Source organism: Mesorhizobium sp. M0983, assembly GCF_040318975.1.
Taxonomy (GTDB): Bacteria; Pseudomonadota; Alphaproteobacteria; order Rhizobiales; family Rhizobiaceae; genus Mesorhizobium.
The window spans coordinates 61,386-78,837 of the sequence record NZ_JAMYNH010000017.1; the positions used below are offsets into that span (position 1 = coordinate 61,386).

Below are 17,452 nucleotides of genomic sequence, written 5' to 3' on the forward strand. Positions count from 1 at the left end.
TGGTGGCAGCTATGGCCGGACCGAGCGACGTGTTTAACGGTTGGTGAACGCCTCGCGGATCGCCTCTTCCATGCCGTCGATCGCCTCGCCGGAAGCGTTCGGATTGCGCCGCAGCACTACGTTCGAGGAATCGATGTCGCCGAAGCCGTCGGCGGCCGTAAGTTCGCGGCAGCCGGCCGGAATGTTGCTGCGCGAGATCGGCGCAATCGCCAGCCCGGAGGTGACGGCGAGCCGCAGGCCGCCATTGGTATCGCTGGTGTAGGCGACACGATAGGCGAGACCGCGCTGTTCCAGCGACTTTATCGCGAAATCCTTGCACCAGCCGGCGCGGTTGTAGAGCGCGATCGGCACCGGCCGGTCCTCATGCATGTGATGCAGCTCCGACGTCACCCATACGGTCGGATCATGCATCAGCACCTCACCGCCCGAGAGATCCTGCCATTCGAACACCACCGCCAGATCGAGCTCGCCGGCGGCGAGCGCCGCGATCTGCGCACCGGAATGCGCGTAGCGGACGGTGATGTCGACCTGAGGATGGCGCTTGGCAAAGGCACCGAGCGCGCGCGACAGGATCGCGTGGCCATATTCCTCCGGGATACCGATGCGCACCGGCCCGCCAAGCGGCGCCGCGACCATCGATGCCGCCGTCTCGTCGAGCAGCGAAACGATGCGCCTGGCGTTGGCGATGAGCTCGCCGCCGCGCCGCGTCAGCGCCACACCACGCGAGCCGCGCTCGAACAGGCTGTCGCCGACCATGCTTTCGAGCTTCTTCATCTGCATCGAGACCGCCGACTGGGTGCGGCCGGCCCGCTCCGCCGCCTTGGTGAAATTGCCGGTGTCGGCGACCGCGACGAAGGTGCGCAAGAGGTCGCTGTCGAGATTGGGTCGCATGTGCCCGCCATAAGAAAATCTGATTGCTGGCATCATTCCAATTCGTTTGCAACATGTCAAACGGCGGACGATAGTCGCCTCACCCATTGGATATGCGGCCGCGAAATCGGCCGCGGACCAATCAAAAGTCCTCACTCGTACCCGCTGCCCGAAACGGTGGCGGGTTCTTTTTACCCGGATGCAGGCCTGCTTCCGGCCGGCGCGCAGGAGACCGGAGCGCCCATGCAGAATCGGCTTGTGCTCGGCATCCTCAGCCTCTGTCTCGGCGTGTTGGTCTTTTCACTGCAGGACCCGCTGGTCAAGGCGGTGTCGAGCCGCTATCCCGTCACCGAGGTGATGGCGATCCGCTCGATCGTCGCCCTGCCGATCCTGGTTTTCCTCGTCCACGCCGACGTCGGATTGCAGGCGATCCAGTCGAAGCGGTTCGGCATGTTGACGATGCGCGCCTTCATCCAGTTCACCTCCTACACGGCCTACTATCTGGCAATCGCCGCCCTGCCGCTGGCCGACGCGGTGGCGCTCTATTTCATGGCGCCACTGTTCATCATGGCGCTGGCCGGCCCGTATCTCGGCGAACGCGTGTCCTGGCAGGCGCTCGCCACCGTCCTGGTCGGCATGCTCGGCGTGCTGGTGATGGCGCGCCCGGGTGCCGGCGTGTTCGACTGGGCGGCGCTGCTGTCGCTAGGCTCGGCTCTGCTCTACGGTTTTTCGCAACTGATGGCACGCAAGATCGGCGACACCGAATCCTCGACCGTTATGGCGTTTTACCAGAACGGCGCCTATCTGGCCGGTGCTGCCCTGGTGGCGGGGCTGTTTTGGCTGGCAGACATCGACCATGCCGTGCATCCGAGCCTCGAATTCCTAGTCCGGCCATGGGTCTGGCCGACGACGCCGGATCTGCTGAAGATGGGGGCATGCGGCTTCGTTGCCTCGGCCGGCATGATCCTGTTGTCGCAGGCCTACCGGTTGGCGCCCGCCAACAGCGTCGCCACCTTCGAATACACCGGTATCATCTGGTCGCCGCTATGGGGTTTTCTGTTCTTTGCCGAAGTGCCGCGACCGGCGACGGCGGCCGGCGCAGCCCTCATCATCGGCGCCGGCCTGTTTGCGCTCAATGCCAGCCGGCGCCGGAGCGGCGCGCCAGCCATCGCTGCGACCTGCGACCCTGCGTGAAGGCGGTCGGCCTTGGGCTTTAGGCGAAACAGGCGAGCGCCTGTTCGACGCGGGCGCGAATTTCAGCCAGCGTGAACGGCTTTTGCACGACATCGAGAATAACGCCGTCCAATTCCTCGGCGCGCTCGCGCTGATCGGCAAAGCCGGTCATCAGCATGATCTTCATCGCCGGGAACAGCGCCGCTGCCGCCTTGGCCATCTCGATGCCGTCCATCTCCGGCATGCGGATGTCGGACAGCACAAGGTCGTAGCCCCCTTGCGCCGCCCGGATCAGAGAAAGACCGTGCGCGCCGTCGGCGGCAATAGTGACATTATGCCCGGCGCGTTCGAGCGCACGGGCGGCGAGGGTGCGGACGGATTCATCGTCCTCGACGATCAAGAGCTTTGCCATGGGCAGGATATTTGGCGAGGAAAAGTTGATGTTTCCTGAAGGCGCTGAGTGTCGATGAGGCCTTTTCAGAATTCGCTCCGGCGAGTCAGATGGCGTGGTTTTCGAGAACCGGAGCGGAGCGGACGTTCGAGTCCGGGAGCTTCGCGCTTGATCCCGAACTCGGTTTCGATTTCGGAAAGCATCATGCGCAAAATCAAAAGTGCTACAGCGTCCTTTGCGCGTCCAAAGGACGCGCTGCGCTGCAGGAAGCGCAGAACACTGCGTCAGGTGGCCGCCGGAGTAGAATTATCAAAAAGGCCTCAAGCGTCGCCCTTGACCATGCCGACGAACGGCAATTCGCGAAACGCGTGGGCGACGTCCATGCCATAACCGACGACGAAATAATCGGGGCAGTCGAAGCCGACATAGTCGGCGTTGAGCGTGGTCTGGCGGCGCATGCGCTTGTCGAGCAGCACGGCGATGGCACAGCTCCTCGCGCCGCGCGACAGCATGAGGTCGCGGGTGAAGCTCAGCGTCTTGCCGGATTCGAGAATGTCGTCGATGAGAAGCACATCGCGGCCGGCGACCTCGTTGTCGATGTCGCGCAGCACCCTCACCTCACCGCTGGTTGTCCCGGCGCCATAGCTCGAGATGAAGATGAACTCGACCTCCGGCGACAGGCCGACATCGTGCATGGCACGGATAAGATCGGCGGCGAAGATGAATGATCCCTTCAGCACCGAGATTACCAGAAGGTCGTGGTAGTCGTGCCCGGCGATCTCCTTGGCAAGTTCCAGATTCCGCCGCGCGATGGCGGACGCCGAAAACAGGACTTCGATGTCCTTGCCGCGCACAACTGGCATTGGCCGCCTTTCCAGAAATGATCGCCTTGTAGGCGAAGCTGACCGAAAACGGTCTTCAACCCCGTTTCTAGGCATGTCGAGCCGTCTGGCAAGGCCAAATCTTTGGCAGGGCGCCGCGAACGGTCTCCAGCGCGTCGCGAATCGTTTATCTGGTGACCTGTTGATTTTCTGGTGCCGTTCTAACGAACCAGCGCATGGCCGCCCGAAATCCAGAAGGCGGCAAAGGCGGCACCGACGCCGGCAATCCAGAAGATCGGCCCACCGTGCACCCACAACGGCCGTTCGACGGCGGTTTCGGGCTTGCGCAACATGTCCATGCCTTCGATCGAAGGCGTAGAAATCATGCGCGCAGGCGGCGGTGCAAAGTCTGGACTCGTAAAATGGCGGGGCAGCACCTCATAATCGGCATCGATGACGTCGGCGGTCACGTCGCGCATGATGCGTTCCGGCTCGGCGGCCGGATCGGTCATGATTTCGCCGGAAACCGGGCGCGCGGTTCGATCGTCAGCCATCGTGGCCCAACACTACGGCACCTGTTCGCTGTTCGTTTCTTTTGGGTAAACGGAAATGGTTAACGCTTCCCCACCGGAACCCCTGTGACTCGTTTGAAAAGCCCCCAAATTAACCGTCGGTTAACCATGCCGGCCGATGGTCTTTCCACAGAAAGGGCTGGCATCTTGCCGCCGAGAATTTCAGGTCGTCGAAAGTGATCCGCTTCGAAAATGTCGGCCTCCGCTATGGCATGGGTCCGGAGATCCTCCGCGACATCTCCTTGCACATTCCGGAGCGCTCCTTTCAGTTCCTGAGCGGACCTTCAGGCGCCGGCAAGACGACGTTGCTGCGGCTTCTGTTCATGTCGCTGAAGCCGACGCGCGGCCTGATCACCATCTTCGGCAAGGACCGCTCGCGCATCTCGCGCACCGAATTGCCGCATCTGAGACGCCGCATCGGCGTGGTGTTCCAGGATTTTCGCCTGCTCGACCATATGACCACCTACGAGAACGTGGCCTTGCCGCTGCGCGTGCGCGGCCGCGAGGAGGCGACCTACCGCACCGACGTCACCGAGCTGCTGAAATGGGTCGGCCTCGGCGAACGCATGCATGTGCTGCCGCCGGTGCTGTCAGGCGGCGAGAAACAGCGCGCAGCGATCGCCCGGGCGTTGATCGAGCAGCCCGAGATCCTGCTCGCCGACGAGCCGACGGGCAATGTCGATCCACCACTGGCGCGACGCCTGCTGCGGCTGTTCATCGAGCTCAACCGGCTGGGCACTGCCGTGGTGATCGCCACGCACGACCTCGGCCTGATGGAACAGGTCGACGCACGGCGCATGATCCTGGCCGGCGGAAGGCTGGACATCTATGACTGAGCTCTCCGTCGAACATTTCGAGGGTCACGACGCCGCGGCGGCCAAGCCCCGCGTCCAGCGCAAGATGGCGCCGATCGTGCCGGCGCAGAACATCGCCGGCCGGGCGCTGGTGCTGGTCATCGCCATCATGACGTTTCTGTCCTGCCTGACGTTTGGCGCAGTCACGCTGGTGCGTGACACCGCCTCGGTCTGGGAGAACCAGATCTCGCGCGAGGCGACCATCCAGATCAAGCCGGTCGACGGCCTCGACATGGAGGCCGCACTTGCGCTGGCCTCGCAGATCGCCGGCGAATTCCCCGGCGTGAAAAGCGCCAGGATCGTCGACCGCGAAGCGACGGCCCGGCTGCTCGAGCCTTGGTTGGGCTCGGGCCTGAACATCGATGAGCTGCCGGTGCCGCGTCTGATCATCATCACCATCGACGAGAACAGTCCGCCCGATTTCGCCGCACTGCGCGCGGCGATCACGCCGAAGCTGCCGAGTGCCTCGCTCGACGATCATCGCACCTGGGTCGACCGGCTGGTTGCCATGGCCCGCACCACGGTAACGATCGGTATCGCAGTGCTGGCACTGATGCTGTCGGCGACGGTGCTGACCGTGGTATTCGCGACGCGCGGCGCCATGGCCGGCAACGGCCACATCATCGAGGTGCTGCATTTCGTCGGCGCCGAGGCGCGCTTCATCGCGCGCGAATTCCGCCGGCATTTTCTGGTCACCGGCATGAAGGGCGCCGCGGCGGGCGGCGCCGCGGCAATCCTCGTCTTCATCGTCTTCTCCTGGTGGTCGTCACGCAACATGGCAACGCCGCAGGCCGACCAGGCGACCGCCCTGTTCGGCAATTTCGCCATCGGCTCGGCGGGTTATCTCGGGGTCGCTGTCATGGTGCTGGTGATCGGCGCGCTGACCGCGGCAACCTCCCATTTCACCGTGGTTACCTATCTCAGCGACATCGACATTCGCCAGCCGGACGCCGGCTAAAGGAAAGATCGATCACGGATGAAAACGCATCGTCACGAAAATTGCATTTTTTTCCTACCAAAGGCCGTATTTCGGGGTTAACCATTTCATGATGGACGTTCGGGACTCGACCGATACCGCTGGGTGCATGCCAGTGCTGGTTGCGCGTCCGCATGAATTCGCCGGGCCTGATGAATTTGCCAAGCCGGATCAGTTCGCCAAACACGGGCGGCTGCTGGCAGCCCGCTCCTTGCGACTTTCGGCCCTCGTTCTGCTCGCCCTTGTGGCGCTGTTTGTCGCCGGCTTCGGCTGGTTCGCCAACACCGTCAGCCGTCTGACGACGCCCGCCGATCCGGCAAGGGCCGACGCTATCATCGTGCTGACCGGCGGTCAGTCGCGCCTCGACGCCGCGATGGGCCTGCTTGCGTCCGGCAAGGGCGAGCGGCTTCTGATCAGCGGCGTCCATCCTTCCGCCAGCCGCCGCCAGCTTCAAGCCGCGACCGGCGGCGACAAGAGGCTGTTTTCCTGCTGCGTAGACATCGACCGCGCCGCGCTCGACACGATCGGCAATGCCGAGGAAAGCGCCAAATGGGTCGAGGACCATGCCTACGGCACGGTCATCCTCGTCACCAACAATTATCACATGCCGCGCAGCCTGCTGGAAATGGGCCGGCTGCTACGCGGCGCCAGGCTTGAACCCTATCCGGTGGTCAACACCAACCTCGGGAATGGCGGCTGGCTGACCAAGCCGGAAGCGCTGCGCGTGCTGTTCACCGAATACAGCAAATACCTGCTGGCGCTGGCGCGTGGCATCATGCCGGTGAAGCAACCGCCCAACAGCGTCACGCTGGCCGACGCCGCGGGCGGAAACTGAACGGCACCGGCAGTTTTTATTCCCTGGCTGTTGCACCCGAGCGCAAGCGCGCGATCTCCTGCTCGAGCCGTTCTATACGCCTGTCGCGTTCGGCCAGAGCCGCCGCCACATCGGCCGCTTCGAAACGCTGCGGGATGTGCTGTGAGCAATTGGAATCCCAGGCAGAAACGGTAAACAGGATGACCTGTTCGGGTCGCGCTTTGTAGTCTTGCGGCATCAGCTTTGCCATCAGTTCGGCATCGCCCTCGACGACCTGCGCTGTGCCCCAGATCTTGATGCGCTGCCGGTGGGCATAATCGATGAGGAACAGGAAAGCCTGTGGGTTGTCGCTGAGATTGCCTTGGGTGATGAACTGCCTGTTGCCGGAAAAATCGGCAAAGCCGATCGTCCGTTCGTCGAGCACCTTGAGGAAACCGGCAGGCCCACCGCGATGCTGGATGTAAGGCTGCCCGTCAGCATTGGCGGTCGACAGGAAGACGCTGGTCTGCGCCTCGATGAAGGCGGCGAGATCGGGCGTGATTGCCGCCTGCCAGCCACCACGCTCCTCGACACGGGCATAGGCCTGGCGCGAGCCCTTGCGGGCTTGGATCGCCTTCACCGTCGGTGTGAAGGCAACATCGCTGGTGTGAGCGTTCATGAAGACCCTCCTCAACTGCCGAGTACGCTGCATTACTCACCGAAAAGTAGATACTTCCATCTTCGAGAAGCAGATGCCATATCTGCGATGCGTCCTTCCATTCTTCGGAAGGGCCAATTTTTTCGGGAAAGTTATGGATCGCCTCCACTCCATGTCGCTTTTCGTTGCCGCGGCGGAGACAGGCAGCCTTTCGGCTGCCGGGCGTCGCTTCGGCATTCCGCTGACGACGGTCAGCCGCAAGGTTTCGGACCTGGAAAGGCACCTGAAGACACGGCTGTTGAACCGCTCGGCGCGGCAGCTGTCGCTGACCGATGCCGGCCACGCCTATCTCGCCGCCTGTCGTCGCATTCTCGACGAGGTCGGCGAGGCCGAGCGAATAGCCGCCGGCGAGTACAGCGCCCCGACCGGCGAACTGATCGTCACCGCGCCGATCGTCTTCGGCCGCCTGCATGTGCTGCCGGTCGTCACCGCCTTTCTCGCCGCCTACCCCGACGTAAGTGTGCGGCTGACACTCGCCGACCGGATAACCCAGTTGGTCGAAGAGCACATCGATCTCGCCATCCGCATCGGCGCCCTTGCCGATTCGAGCCTGGTCGCCGTCCGCCTGGGTTCGATCCGCCGCGTCGTTTGCGCGAGCCCGGCCTATCTCGCCGAGCACGGCACGCCGAAAACGCCGCAAGAGCTTGCAGCACACAGTGCGATCACCTTCGAAGGGCTCAACGCCTCCGCCTGGAGTTTCGCCACCGGCAAGGCCGAATTCACCGTACCGGTCCGCTCCAGGTTACGGGTCAACACCGCTGAGGCGGCAATCGATGCGGCGATTGCTGGCGTCGGCGTGACGAGGCTGCTTTCCTACCAGATCGCCGCCGCGGTTCGGTCGGGTACGCTGCGCCCCGTGCTGCAGGAGTTCGAGCCCGAGCCATGGCCGGTGAGCCTCGTCCACGCCGGCCAAGGGCTGCTGCCGGTGAAGCTGCGCGCGTTCCTCGACTTCGCCGCCCCACGCCTGAAGCAGCGCCTGCTGCAGGCGGCGTGGCAGGCGTGACGAAGGACGGCCTACCGCAAAACCGGGCCGATCGCCCGCCTCGCACCGTTTCCTTTTTGCCGGCGCTTGGTGTAACCAACGCACACCTCCTCACCGGGCACTTGCTGTATGCTCTATTTCCGCTCGCTGGCGTTCAATCTCGCCTTTTACCTCAATCTGATCGTCCAGATGATCCTCTGGACCCCGTATTATTTCCTGTCGCCGCGCCACCGCGCCTGGTTCGTGCCGAAATTCTGGTCGCGCACCAGCATGTGGCTCTACGACAAGATCGCCGGCACCAGAAGCGAGATCACCGGCCAGGAGAACCTGCCTGAAGGCTCCTTCATCCTGGCGCCGAAGCACCAGTCCTTCTGGGACACGATCGCTTTCCTGCCGTTCCTCGACGATCCCGTTTACATATTGAAGCGGGAGCTGACCTGGATCCCGTTCTTCGGCTGGTACATCTTGAAGATGCGGATGATTCCGGTCGACCGCGGCAGCCGCTCGAAGGCATTGAAGATGGTGATCGCCGCGACCAAACAGGAATTGGCGCGCAATCCCCGCCAGCTCATCATCTATCCCGAGGGCACGCGCCGGGCGCCGGGCGACGAGCCGGTCTACAAATACGGCATCGTCGAACTCTACGCGCAACTTGGCATTCCGGTGGTGCCGGTCGCTCACGTCGCCGGCCTCTATTGGCCGCGCCGCAAATTCCTGCGCTATCCCGGCACGATCAAGGCGCGCTTCCTGTCGCCGATCCCGCCCGGCCTCGGCAAGGACGAATTCATGCAACGGCTGATCGGCGAGACGGAGGCCGCCTGCGACCAGCTCCTCGTCGAGGCGTCGCAAACGCCGAACCCGCCGCCGATGCCGCCGACTGCGGTGAAAAGGCTTGGTGAGCTGGACGCGAAACCTGAATTGAAAGGCTGAGGCAACGGCCTCAGATGCCACAAGGGCTCACGGCAGGGCAGCCAGGGCGGCTGTTGCAACCAGCGTCACGGCAAACACCAGATTGATGATCCGCGAAGCCAGCGGTTTGCGCAGCAAACGTGCAAAGGCTGCGCCGGCGAGAAGCCACAAGAGATGAATGGCAACGATCATCAAGGTGAGAACCCCCAGCTTGGCTGAAATACCGAGACCGACGGCGCCGGAAGACGCGCTGGCGAACACGGCGGCAATCGCCACATAGGCTTTCGGGTTGGCAACAGCCAGAAGAAACCCGCCAAGGAAAGTGGGAAGCGCCGCTCCACGGACGCGTGCCGTCAGTGGCGGCGCCGTCGCTATCTTGAACGCCAGGTAAAGGATGTAGGCTGCCGAGGCGACCGCCAGCAGCGCCGCGAGCTTCGGCAACGCGGCGAGAACGGCCATGATGCCCGTCGCCACCACCACGAGCACGAGGATCGTGCCAACAACGATCCCCGAGGCATAGCGGAGCGAATCCCGCAGGCCGAACGCGGCGCCGACCGCGGTGACGCTTATCGTCGCCGGCCCCGGGCTGCCCATGACGATGGCCGATGCCAGCACAAGCGCCAGCAATTGCTGCCATAGCTGCTGATCGAGAAGAACCTGTCCGGCCATGCGGCGTCCCTGCATCCTGTGACGATGTAGGACGGTAGGCAAGGCAGCGGTGCGGGTCTTGAACGATCGTGCGCGGCTATGCGCTGGCCTTGTCGAGCTCGGCGATATCGTCCGGACTGAGCTGCAACGACGCCGCACGCACCAGGCTGTCGAGCTGGCCGAGCGTCGTCGCGCTGGCGATCGGAGCGGTGACGCCGGGGCGCGCCATGACCCAGGCCAGCGCCGCTTCCGCCGGCTTGGCCGAATGTCTGGCCGACACGGCGTCGAGCGCTGAGAGAATGCGCATGCCACGCGCGTTGAGATACCCTTTCGCACCGCCGCCGCGCGGGCTTTTGCCGAGATCGGCTTCGCTGCGGTACTTGCCGCTCAAAAACCCTTTGGCGAGGCTGAAATAGGTGATGACGCCGATGTCCTCGGCCACGCACAGATCACGCAGCGGACCATCGAAGAACGAGCGGTCGTAGAGGTTGTATTCCGGCTGCAGCACCTCGTAGCGCGGCAGGCCGCGCAGGCTTGCTACGTCGAGTGCGGCGCGCAATTGGGCGGCGTCGAGGTTGGAAGCGCCGGCATAGCGGATTTTGCCCTTGTCGAGCAGTTTCTGGTAAGCACCGAGCGTTTCCTCATACGGGGTCGCAGGGTCGGGCCAGTGCGACAGATAGAGATCGACGGTATCGACCTGCAGCCGCTTCAGCGAGGCATCAATGGCCTTTTCGATATAGGCGGCGGACAGATCCCTTTTGCCCTGCCCCATGTCCGAACCGACCTTGGTGATGACGACAACCCTGTCGCGGTTGCCGCGGCTCTTCATCCATTTGCCGATGATGGTTTCGGATTCGCCGCCCTGGTGGCCGGCAATCCAGCGCGAATAGGAATCGGCCGTGTCGATGGCGTTGAGACCGGCGTCGACAAAGCGGTCGAGCAAGTCGAACGAGGTTTTCTCATCGGCGGTCCAGCCGAACACATTGCCGCCCAGAACCAATGGCGCGATGGATAGGTCGGTGCGACCGAGACGACGTTTCTGCAAGGCTGATCTCCATGGTGATTCATGCTGAGGCGGGTGGGAGCCGCCGACCGGGCTAACCTATGTCGCGCCATGGCAACGTCAAACGCATAGCCTCTTTTCCAACCCGCTGGCGCTTCACAAAACCGCGACCCGCCGCGCCGTGTCCGGCTTCCAAACCAGCCCCTCTGAGGAAATTGGCAAGTTTAGCACATAGATTGTCAAATCTGCCAATTCTGGCCTTTGCCGGCCGGCCATAAGTTCCGCGGCGCCGACGCAAATTTCGGCACGGTCTGGCCAAGCCCAGACTGTTTGCCCCGGATCGTTTGTTATGGAGACCGGCATGAAAGCAATTGTATTTGACGCCATCGGCTCGCCGCGCGACGTGCTCTACGTTGACGACCTGCCGATGCCGCGGATCGGCGATGGCGAGGTGCTGGTCAGGATGGTCTCGGCCTCGATCAATCCGGGCGACTTCCTGTTTATCCAGAACCTCTATCCCGAACCGAAGAAGCCGCATTTTCCCCAGCAGATCGCGGGAAACCATGGCGCCGGCATCGTCGAAGCCGTTGGCGCGAACGTTTTGCTGGAACCGGGCACGCTCGTCGCGTTCAGCTATTATGGCAGTTGGGCCGAGTACGCGGCCATTCCCGCCGAATGGCTGATCCCGTTGCCTGCCGGCTATCCGGTCGAACGCGCCGGGCAGATGGTGAACCCCATTACCGCGTGGGATCTGATGGTGGATTCCCGTGTGCGGCCTGGCCAGTGGCTGGCTGTCACGGCCGGCTATTCGTCGATTTCGACAATGGTGATGCAGTTCGCCCAACGACGCGGCATCAACGTCATCGCGCTGGTGCGGCGCTCGCACCAAAGCTTCGATCTGAAGACGCTTGGCGTCGCCGCCATTCTTGACCTTTCGGACTTGAAGGCAAGTATCCGGGAAGCCGTGATGGATATCACCGGTGACGCCGGATTGAACGGGATTATCGACAATGTCGGCGGACCTGTCAGCGGCGAATTGATCCGCACCCTGGCGCTCGGCGGGCAGATGGTGATCAATGGCGGCATGAGTGCCGAGCGCTTCGAACTTCACAATTTCGATGTGTTGCTGAGCGGCGTGGAGATCAGGGCGAATATCTATCGCTACTTCTTTTCGCCGCCGGTCGAAGCCGACCGACCTGTGCTACGCGAGATCATCGACATCTTCGGCCAGCCCGGCTTCCACGTTCCTGTCGGCGGTCTCCGCCCGTTGACCGAGTTCAAGCTCGCCGTGGCAAACAGCCTGGATCGCGCCGATCTTGGCAAACAGATTTTCAGGATGTAGCCCGGACCACGACGCCGAAAGCATCATGGTCAACGACCAAAGAAGCTACGTCGCGACCCGTCTTGTCACCTCTTCCAGCCAGCGATCGCTTATACCCAGTGCTTCGAGGTGCTCCAGCGTGCTGAGCACGTAATCCTCATTCCTCCCCGACTGGCCGACGGCGCCGCGAACGACGGCTGCTGCCTCGGCGGCGTCGAGCGCACCGGCGTATTGCTCATGGCTGCGGTCCACGACATAGGCGATGGCTTCGACCGTCTCGCCCCCATCCGTTTCACGCTTGTCGAGGCGGACGCTGAGCACACGCTCGAGATAGACGTTGGTGACCAGCTCGCGTTCGCGCAGATAGGTGACGACCTCGTTGCGCAGCTCGCCTGGAACCCGGAACGCCAGCCCGATGCAGGAGCCGCCGCGGTCGAGGCCGAGCACCAGGCCCGGCCGTTCGCGCGAGCCGCGATGCACGAAAGAATAGACGCAGAGCGAACGGCGATAGCCATGCAGGCGGGCACGCCGCGTCTCGACATGCGCGAATCCCGGCCGCCAGATCAGTGAGCCGTAGCCAAAAACCCAAAAATCGCCCATATCGCCAAGCCTGATTGTGACGAACCACTCCACCGGTGGTGTTTCAGTCCGTCTACCTGTTGTTGCCGCAAGCGACAGCCCGCCCGTGCCACCCGCGTTAACGAAAGCCGCAGCATGACGTCAAGTGACGAGCGCCCACCGCCCAGCCAACGTCGCCGCCTGTTGTGGCTTGCCGCTTTCGTCCTCGTGCTGTTCGGCATCTACAGCGCCGGCTGGTTCTACCTGGCGGACCTGGTCGAGAGTGCAACCGACAAGGCGGTCGCCGATCTCGACGACAAAGGCATCAAGGCCGACTGCGCCAATCTCGCGGTCAGCGGCTATCCCTTCACCTTCACGCTTTCTTGCGAAAGTCTGGCTTACGAGGACGACAGCCGCAACGTCGCTGCATCGACAGGCAAAATCAACGCCGCCACGCAGATCACGCGGCTTCTGTCGCCTGCCGCCGAGTTCAGGGGGCCGCTCAGGACCTCTGTTCCCGGCACGACGTCGCTGTGGATCGACTGGGATGATCTGCGGGCCGACATGAAGCTGTCCTGGCCGCTGCCGGGGCGCCTCTCGCTGCAGGCAGAAGGCCTGTCCGGCCAGACCGATCCGGCGGACGACACCGATCCTGTCTCGCTGTTCAGCGCCGGAACCGCCACCGGACAATTGCGCCCAAACGGCCCGGACATCGACTATGCCGGCAATTTCACCGATCTCGAAATCGACGCAGAGGCCATCGGCGGGCGCGTCTTGCCGCCACTCGACGGCAGCGGCGACGTGACATTGAAGAACGGTGTGACGCTGATCAAGGCAAATCCGAAGAGCCTGCGCGGCCAGGCGGTCGAAATCCGCGAGCTCGATCTGTCGTCCGGAACTGCGCGCATCACCGTTTCCGGACCGCTGTCGGTCGACAATGATGGTCTCATAAATGCCGACCTGATGATCAAGCTCAATGATCCGAAGGCCGTGGCGGCAATCCTCGCCACCGCCATCCCCGAGCAGAAGAAAGAAATCGAGACCGGCTTCGCCGGACTGGCGCTGCTCGGCAACGCACCGTCGATGCCGCTGAAGATCGTCAAGGGCAAGGCCTCGCTCGGCTTCATCCCGCTCGGCAAGATCAAGCCGCTCGACTAGAGCAATTCCAGGAAATTGTGAACGGTTTTCCGTCCGGATTGCGTCAAACAAAAAGATAGACCGGTTCGGCGTTTCCGTGAAACGATGAACCGTTCTGGGGCGGTACGGCCTGCGATCGGCTTGCCGCGGCTTATCCCTTCGGCGGGTGTTCGACTGCCTGGCGGCCGAAATCCGGTACGTCGATGTCCTGGCCGGCCTCGATAATCGAGCGGCGGACAGCGCGGGTGCGGGTGAACAGGTCGAACAGCTTTTCGCCGTCGCCCCAGCGGATCGCCCGCTGCAGCGAGGACAGATCTTCCGAGAACCGCGCCAGCATTTCGAGGATGGCGTCCTTGTTGTGCAGGCAGACGTCGCGCCACATGGTCGGGTCGGACGCCGCGAGACGGGTGAAGTCGCGAAAGCCGGAAGCCGAGTATTTGATGACCTCGGACTTGGTCACCGACTCCAGATCGTCGGCGGTACCGACGATGTTATAGGCGATGATGTGCGGCAGGTGCGAAACGATGGCCAGCGTCATGTCGTGATGCTGGGGGTCCATCGTGTCGATGTTGGAGCCGCAGCGGCGCCAGAATTCCGAGAGCTTTTCCAACGCCACGGGATCGGTGCCGGCCAGCGGCGTGAAAATGCACCAGCGGTTCTCGAACAGTTCGGCAAAACCGGCATCCGGTCCCGATTTTTCGGTGCCGGCCAAAGGATGGCCGGGGATGAAGTGCACGCCATCAGGCACATGCGGCTGCATCTGCGCGATCACCGATGCCTTGGTCGAGCCGACATCGGTGAGGATGGCGCCCTTCTTCAGCGCCGGTGCGATCTCCTGGGCGACCGTGCCTGAAGAGCCGACCGGCACCGAAACGATGACCAGATCGGCATCGCGAACCGCTTCTTTCGCATCTGTCGTGTAGGTGTCGCCAAGGCCGAGTTGGCTCGCCCGCTCCAGCGTCGCTTCGCTGCGCGTCGAAATGGCGACTTGGCCGGCAAGTCCCTCGCGGCGGATGACGCGGGCCAGCGACGAACCGATCAGGCCGATGCCGACCAGCGCGATCTTTTCGAACATCGGTGAGGTCATGGTGCCCTAGCTTTTCAGGAATGTCGCGAGTGCTGCGACAACGCCGCGATTAGCCTCTTCGGTGCCGATGCTCATGCGCAGCGCGTTGGGAAAACCGTAGCCGGAAACGCGCCGCAATATGTAGCCGCGCGCACTGAGGTAGTCGTCGGCGGCCGCCGCCGAATGCTTTTTGTCCTCGGGAAAGTGGATCAGGATGAAATTGCCGACGCTCGGGGTCACCCGCAGCCCGAGCCCGGTCAATTGCTCGCTCAGCCAGGCCAGCCAGGTCTCGTTATGCGCGACGCTGCGCTCGATATGAGCCCGGTCGCGGATCGCCGCGATGCCTGCCTCGATCGCCGTCGCATTGACGTTGAAGGGCCCGCGCACGCGGTTGATCGCGTCGATGACGTGCGTTGGCGCATAGATCCAGCCGATCCTCGCGCCACCGAGGCCCAATTTCGAGAAAGTGCGGGTCATGACTACGTTTTCCGCGCTGCCCACCAACTCGACGCCAGCTTCATAGTCGTTGCGCCGGACATATTCGGCGTAGGCGGCATCCAGCACCAGAAGCACGTTTCGCGGCAGGCCCGCATGCAGGCGGCGCACCTCCTGGAACGGCACGTAAGTGCCGGTCGGGTTGTTCGGATTGGCAAGGAAGATGATCCTGGTACGCGGCGTCACCGCGGCGAGGATCGCATCGATGTCGGCGCGTTCATCAGTCTCCTTGACCGTTACCGGGACGGCACCGGCCGACTGGATGTAGATCTTGTAGACCATGAAGCCGTGTTCGGTGATGATGGCTTCATCGCCGGGCGCGAGGTAGGTCTGCGCAAGCAGGCCCAGGATCTCGTCGGAACCGTTGGAGCAGACGATGTTCGCCGGATTGAGCCCATGCACCTCGGCGATCGCCTCCCGCAGGCGCCTGGCGCTGCCGTCGGGATAGACCGCGAGCTTGTCGGCGACCGCGCGCGCGGCCTCTATCGCCTTTGGCGAAGGACCGAGCGGGTTCTCGTTCGCCGACAGTTTGTAGACTTTGGCGACACCTTCCGGCGCCGCGCTCTTGCCGGGCACATAGGCTTCGATGTCCATGATGCCGGCGCGGGGCGTTGGACGTGTCTGATCCGGTGTCTGGCTCATTCCATGAAATCCGTCGAGGATGCCTCCATCCGGAGGCCGCAGCGGAAATACAAGCCGTGGCCAGGAATGTCGAGGGGCGGCAATTCGGGATCAAGAACTTGCCGTTGACGAAGCCATGCGTCAGTCCTAGAAGAGCATCGACAGTTCCGTGGTGATTTGGCCGGTCGGCTTGCAGCCACGTTAAACAACTTGCTAAAGGGCCGTTTGCATCTTGTAACCGGCTTTGCGAAGGCATGGCCGGTTTTTTTGTTGCCCAGACCGGTGGACAACTAAAGCCCGGGCAAGGAGATGTGATGGTCGCTTTGCGCGCTCGAAAAACCAACAACGAGGCCGACCAGCCGTCGAGCCCAGTGTTGCGTTTCGGCGCCGACAAGCCGCTCAAGCTCGACGCCGGCACGCTGCTGTCGCCGTTCCAGATCGCCTACCAAACCTATGGCACGCTCAACGACGCGCGCTCCAACGCCATCCTCGTCTGCCATGCGCTGACCGGCGACCAGCATGTCGCCAACACCAATCCGGTGACCGGCAAGCCGGGCTGGTGGGAAGTGCTGATCGGCCCCGGCAAGATCATCGATACCGACCGTTTCTTCGTCATCTCGTCCAACGTCATCGGCGGCTGCCTCGGTTCCACCGGCCCCGCCTCGACAAATCCCGCAACCGCCAAGCCTTACGGGCTCGACCTGCCGATCATCACCATCCGCGACATGGTGCGGGCGCAGCTGATGCTGGTCGAGCATTTCGGCATCGAACAGCTGTTCAGCGTGTTGGGCGGCTCGATGGGCGGCATGCAGGTGCTGCAATGGGCCTCCAGCTATCCCGAGCGCGTCTTCTCGGCCCTGCCGATCGCCACCGGCGCCCGCCATTCCTCGCAGAACATCGCTTTCCACGAGGTCGGCAGGCAAGCGGTGATGGCCGACCCCGACTGGCATGGCGGCAAATATTTCGAGCACGGCAAGCGACCGGAAAAGGGGCTGGCGGTGGCGCGCATGGCCGCCCACATCACCTATCTGTCGGAAGCAGCGCTGCACCGCAAGTTCGGCCGCAACCTGCAGGACCGCGAAGCGCTGACCTTCGGTTTCGATGCCGACTTCCAGATCGAGAGCTATCTGCGCCATCAGGGCATGACCTTCGTCGATCGCTTCGATGCCAACTCCTATCTCTACATGACCCGGGCGATGGACTATTTCGATCTCGCCGCCGACCATGGCGGCCGGCTGGCCGATGCCTTCGCCGGCACCAAGACCCGTTTTTGCCTGGTCTCCTTCACCAGCGACTGGCTGTTCCCGACCGAGGAGAGCCGCTCGGTCGTTCACGCGCTGAACGCGGCCGGCGCCTCGGTATCGTTCGTCGAAATCGAGACCGACCGCGGCCACGACGCCTTCCTGCTCGACGAGCCGGAACTGTTCGCCGCCATCAAAGGCTTCATCGCCTCGGCGGCCCGGGCTAGAGGGCTCGGCGCATGACCTCGAAAAGTTGCACGCTTTTCGGATCAGGACCATGTGCCAGGCATCAGCGCATGACCC

The 17,452-nt window shown here is 63.2% G+C and carries 19 protein-coding genes and 1 riboswitch; of the genes, 9 read left to right on the forward strand and 10 right to left on the reverse strand.

The features are described from left to right. Positions 1-33 precede the first annotated feature (33 nt). The gene (locus NKH71_RS25180; RefSeq protein WP_023721091.1) at positions 34-891 is read right to left on the reverse strand and encodes a LysR substrate-binding domain-containing protein; all 858 of its coding nucleotides are present in this window, start codon (positions 889-891) and stop codon (positions 34-36) included. A gap of 222 nt (positions 892-1,113) precedes the next feature. Between NKH71_RS25180 and NKH71_RS25185 the strand changes: the two genes are divergently transcribed. Continuing rightward, positions 1,114-2,064, forward strand: a complete 951-nt coding sequence (locus NKH71_RS25185) for a DMT family transporter (protein WP_352895395.1) — start codon at positions 1,114-1,116, stop codon at positions 2,062-2,064. A 19-nt stretch (positions 2,065-2,083) separates the two neighbouring features. Here the strand turns inward: NKH71_RS25185 and NKH71_RS25190 are convergent, their stop codons facing one another. The 3 genes from NKH71_RS25190 to NKH71_RS25200 form a co-directional block, all read right to left on the reverse strand. After that, positions 2,084-2,455 carry a response regulator gene (locus NKH71_RS25190; RefSeq protein WP_023721093.1) on the reverse strand — a complete coding sequence of 124 codons (372 nt, stop codon included), beginning with the start codon at positions 2,453-2,455 and terminating at the stop codon, positions 2,084-2,086. Between the two features lie 299 nt (positions 2,456-2,754). Next, complete coding sequence (gene hpt / locus NKH71_RS25195; RefSeq protein ID WP_023721145.1) at positions 2,755-3,297, reverse strand: hypoxanthine phosphoribosyltransferase; 543 nt, start codon at positions 3,295-3,297, stop codon at positions 2,755-2,757. A 179-nt stretch (positions 3,298-3,476) separates the two neighbouring features. Beyond that, the gene (locus NKH71_RS25200; protein ID WP_352895396.1) at positions 3,477-3,809 is read right to left on the reverse strand and encodes a hypothetical protein; all 333 of its coding nucleotides are present in this window, start codon (positions 3,807-3,809) and stop codon (positions 3,477-3,479) included. A gap of 194 nt (positions 3,810-4,003) precedes the next feature. Here NKH71_RS25200 and ftsE point away from each other — a divergent pair, with 194 nt between their 5' ends. The 3 genes from ftsE to NKH71_RS25215 all read left to right on the forward strand — a co-directional run bounded on the left by ftsE (position 4,004) and on the right by NKH71_RS25215 (position 6,492). Continuing rightward, complete coding sequence (gene ftsE, locus NKH71_RS25205; RefSeq protein WP_023677923.1) at positions 4,004-4,663, forward strand: cell division ATP-binding protein FtsE; 660 nt, start codon at positions 4,004-4,006, stop codon at positions 4,661-4,663. Next, on the forward strand, positions 4,656-5,639 hold the full coding sequence (locus NKH71_RS25210) for a cell division protein FtsX (protein WP_352495619.1): 984 nt from the start codon (positions 4,656-4,658) through the stop codon (positions 5,637-5,639). The genes ftsE and NKH71_RS25210 overlap by 8 nt, the downstream gene beginning before the upstream one ends. Before the next feature lie 88 nt (positions 5,640-5,727). Beyond that, positions 5,728-6,492: a YdcF family protein gene (locus NKH71_RS25215; RefSeq protein ID WP_352789542.1), complete on the forward strand. Its 765-nt coding sequence runs from the start codon at positions 5,728-5,730 to the stop codon at positions 6,490-6,492. A gap of 16 nt (positions 6,493-6,508) precedes the next feature. Here NKH71_RS25215 and NKH71_RS25220 read toward each other — a convergent pair whose 3' ends face one another. Then, positions 6,509-7,129 carry a pyridoxamine 5'-phosphate oxidase family protein gene (locus NKH71_RS25220; RefSeq protein ID WP_352515876.1) on the reverse strand — a complete coding sequence of 207 codons (621 nt, stop codon included), beginning with the start codon at positions 7,127-7,129 and terminating at the stop codon, positions 6,509-6,511. Between the two features lie 133 nt (positions 7,130-7,262). Here NKH71_RS25220 and NKH71_RS25225 point away from each other — a divergent pair, with 133 nt between their 5' ends. Together NKH71_RS25225 and NKH71_RS25230 are read left to right on the forward strand one after the other, a co-directional pair. After that, positions 7,263-8,171, forward strand: a complete 909-nt coding sequence (locus NKH71_RS25225) for a LysR family transcriptional regulator (RefSeq protein WP_023721098.1) — start codon at positions 7,263-7,265, stop codon at positions 8,169-8,171. A 108-nt stretch (positions 8,172-8,279) separates the two neighbouring features. Further along, positions 8,280-9,080 carry a lysophospholipid acyltransferase family protein gene (locus tag NKH71_RS25230; RefSeq protein WP_023721099.1) on the forward strand — a complete coding sequence of 267 codons (801 nt, stop codon included), beginning with the start codon at positions 8,280-8,282 and terminating at the stop codon, positions 9,078-9,080. 27 nt (positions 9,081-9,107) lie between these two features. Here the strand turns inward: NKH71_RS25230 and NKH71_RS25235 are convergent, their stop codons facing one another. Then, positions 9,108-9,728, reverse strand: a complete 621-nt coding sequence (locus NKH71_RS25235; protein WP_352789545.1) for a LysE family translocator — start codon at positions 9,726-9,728, stop codon at positions 9,108-9,110. A gap of 76 nt (positions 9,729-9,804) precedes the next feature. Continuing rightward, entirely contained in the window at positions 9,805-10,752 is a 948-nt protein-coding gene (locus NKH71_RS25240) for an aldo/keto reductase (RefSeq protein ID WP_352789548.1), read from the reverse strand. A gap of 319 nt (positions 10,753-11,071) precedes the next feature. Between NKH71_RS25240 and NKH71_RS25245 the strand changes: the two genes are divergently transcribed. Next, a complete protein-coding gene (locus NKH71_RS25245; RefSeq protein WP_352789551.1) occupies positions 11,072-12,052 on the forward strand; it encodes a quinone oxidoreductase family protein in 981 nt (326 codons plus the stop codon). 45 nt (positions 12,053-12,097) lie between these two features. On the opposite strand, the gene NKH71_RS25250 is transcribed toward NKH71_RS25245, so the two are convergent. Further along, complete coding sequence (locus NKH71_RS25250) at positions 12,098-12,631, reverse strand: gamma-glutamylcyclotransferase (protein WP_023721103.1); 534 nt, start codon at positions 12,629-12,631, stop codon at positions 12,098-12,100. A gap of 114 nt (positions 12,632-12,745) precedes the next feature. On the opposite strand from NKH71_RS25250, the gene NKH71_RS25255 reads away from it, so the two are divergent. Beyond that, on the forward strand, positions 12,746-13,747 hold the full coding sequence (locus tag NKH71_RS25255) for a DUF2125 domain-containing protein (protein WP_352895397.1): 1,002 nt from the start codon (positions 12,746-12,748) through the stop codon (positions 13,745-13,747). Positions 13,748-13,877: 130 nt separating this feature from the next. Here the strand turns inward: NKH71_RS25255 and NKH71_RS25260 are convergent, their stop codons facing one another. Next, complete coding sequence (locus tag NKH71_RS25260) at positions 13,878-14,813, reverse strand: prephenate/arogenate dehydrogenase family protein (protein WP_352483504.1); 936 nt, start codon at positions 14,811-14,813, stop codon at positions 13,878-13,880. A 6-nt stretch (positions 14,814-14,819) separates the two neighbouring features. Next, positions 14,820-15,929, reverse strand: a complete 1,110-nt coding sequence (gene hisC, locus NKH71_RS25265; RefSeq protein WP_352789556.1) for a histidinol-phosphate transaminase — start codon at positions 15,927-15,929, stop codon at positions 14,820-14,822. Between the two features lie 138 nt (positions 15,930-16,067). Further along, a riboswitch (SAM riboswitch) is annotated at positions 16,068-16,145 on the forward strand. Positions 16,146-16,222: 77 nt separating this feature from the next. On the opposite strand from hisC, the gene metX reads away from it, so the two are divergent. Further along, positions 16,223-17,392 (forward strand): homoserine O-acetyltransferase MetX, encoded by a 1,170-nt coding sequence (gene metX / locus NKH71_RS25270; protein WP_292661143.1) that lies wholly within the window; start codon positions 16,223-16,225, stop codon positions 17,390-17,392. Positions 17,393-17,452: the final 60 nt, after the last annotated feature.

Excerpts from the sequence above, each read along its gene's own strand:
- NKH71_RS25180 (WP_023721091.1), bottom strand. The coding sequence starts at position 891 with ATGCGACCCAATCTCGACAGCGACCTCTTGCGCACCTTCGTCGCGGTC.
- NKH71_RS25185 (WP_352895395.1), top strand. The coding sequence starts at position 1,114 with ATGCAGAATCGGCTTGTGCTCGGCATCCTCAGCCTCTGTCTCGGCGTG.
- NKH71_RS25190 (WP_023721093.1), bottom strand. The coding sequence starts at position 2,455 with ATGGCAAAGCTCTTGATCGTCGAGGACGATGAATCCGTCCGCACCCTC.
- hpt (WP_023721145.1), bottom strand. The coding sequence starts at position 3,297 with ATGCCAGTTGTGCGCGGCAAGGACATCGAAGTCCTGTTTTCGGCGTCC.
- NKH71_RS25200 (WP_352895396.1), bottom strand. The coding sequence starts at position 3,809 with ATGGCTGACGATCGAACCGCGCGCCCGGTTTCCGGCGAAATCATGACC.
- NKH71_RS25210 (WP_352495619.1), top strand. The coding sequence starts at position 4,656 with ATGACTGAGCTCTCCGTCGAACATTTCGAGGGTCACGACGCCGCGGCG.
- NKH71_RS25215 (WP_352789542.1), top strand. The coding sequence starts at position 5,728 with ATGATGGACGTTCGGGACTCGACCGATACCGCTGGGTGCATGCCAGTG.
- NKH71_RS25220 (WP_352515876.1), bottom strand. The coding sequence starts at position 7,129 with ATGAACGCTCACACCAGCGATGTTGCCTTCACACCGACGGTGAAGGCG.
- NKH71_RS25225 (WP_023721098.1), top strand. The coding sequence starts at position 7,263 with ATGGATCGCCTCCACTCCATGTCGCTTTTCGTTGCCGCGGCGGAGACA.
- NKH71_RS25230 (WP_023721099.1), top strand. The coding sequence starts at position 8,280 with ATGCTCTATTTCCGCTCGCTGGCGTTCAATCTCGCCTTTTACCTCAAT.
- NKH71_RS25235 (WP_352789545.1), bottom strand. The coding sequence starts at position 9,728 with ATGGCCGGACAGGTTCTTCTCGATCAGCAGCTATGGCAGCAATTGCTG.
- NKH71_RS25245 (WP_352789551.1), top strand. The coding sequence starts at position 11,072 with ATGAAAGCAATTGTATTTGACGCCATCGGCTCGCCGCGCGACGTGCTC.
- NKH71_RS25250 (WP_023721103.1), bottom strand. The coding sequence starts at position 12,631 with ATGGGCGATTTTTGGGTTTTTGGCTACGGCTCACTGATCTGGCGGCCG.
- NKH71_RS25255 (WP_352895397.1), top strand. The coding sequence starts at position 12,746 with ATGACGTCAAGTGACGAGCGCCCACCGCCCAGCCAACGTCGCCGCCTG.
- NKH71_RS25260 (WP_352483504.1), bottom strand. The coding sequence starts at position 14,813 with ATGACCTCACCGATGTTCGAAAAGATCGCGCTGGTCGGCATCGGCCTG.
- hisC (WP_352789556.1), bottom strand. The coding sequence starts at position 15,929 with ATGAGCCAGACACCGGATCAGACACGTCCAACGCCCCGCGCCGGCATC.
- metX (WP_292661143.1), top strand. The coding sequence starts at position 16,223 with ATGGTCGCTTTGCGCGCTCGAAAAACCAACAACGAGGCCGACCAGCCG.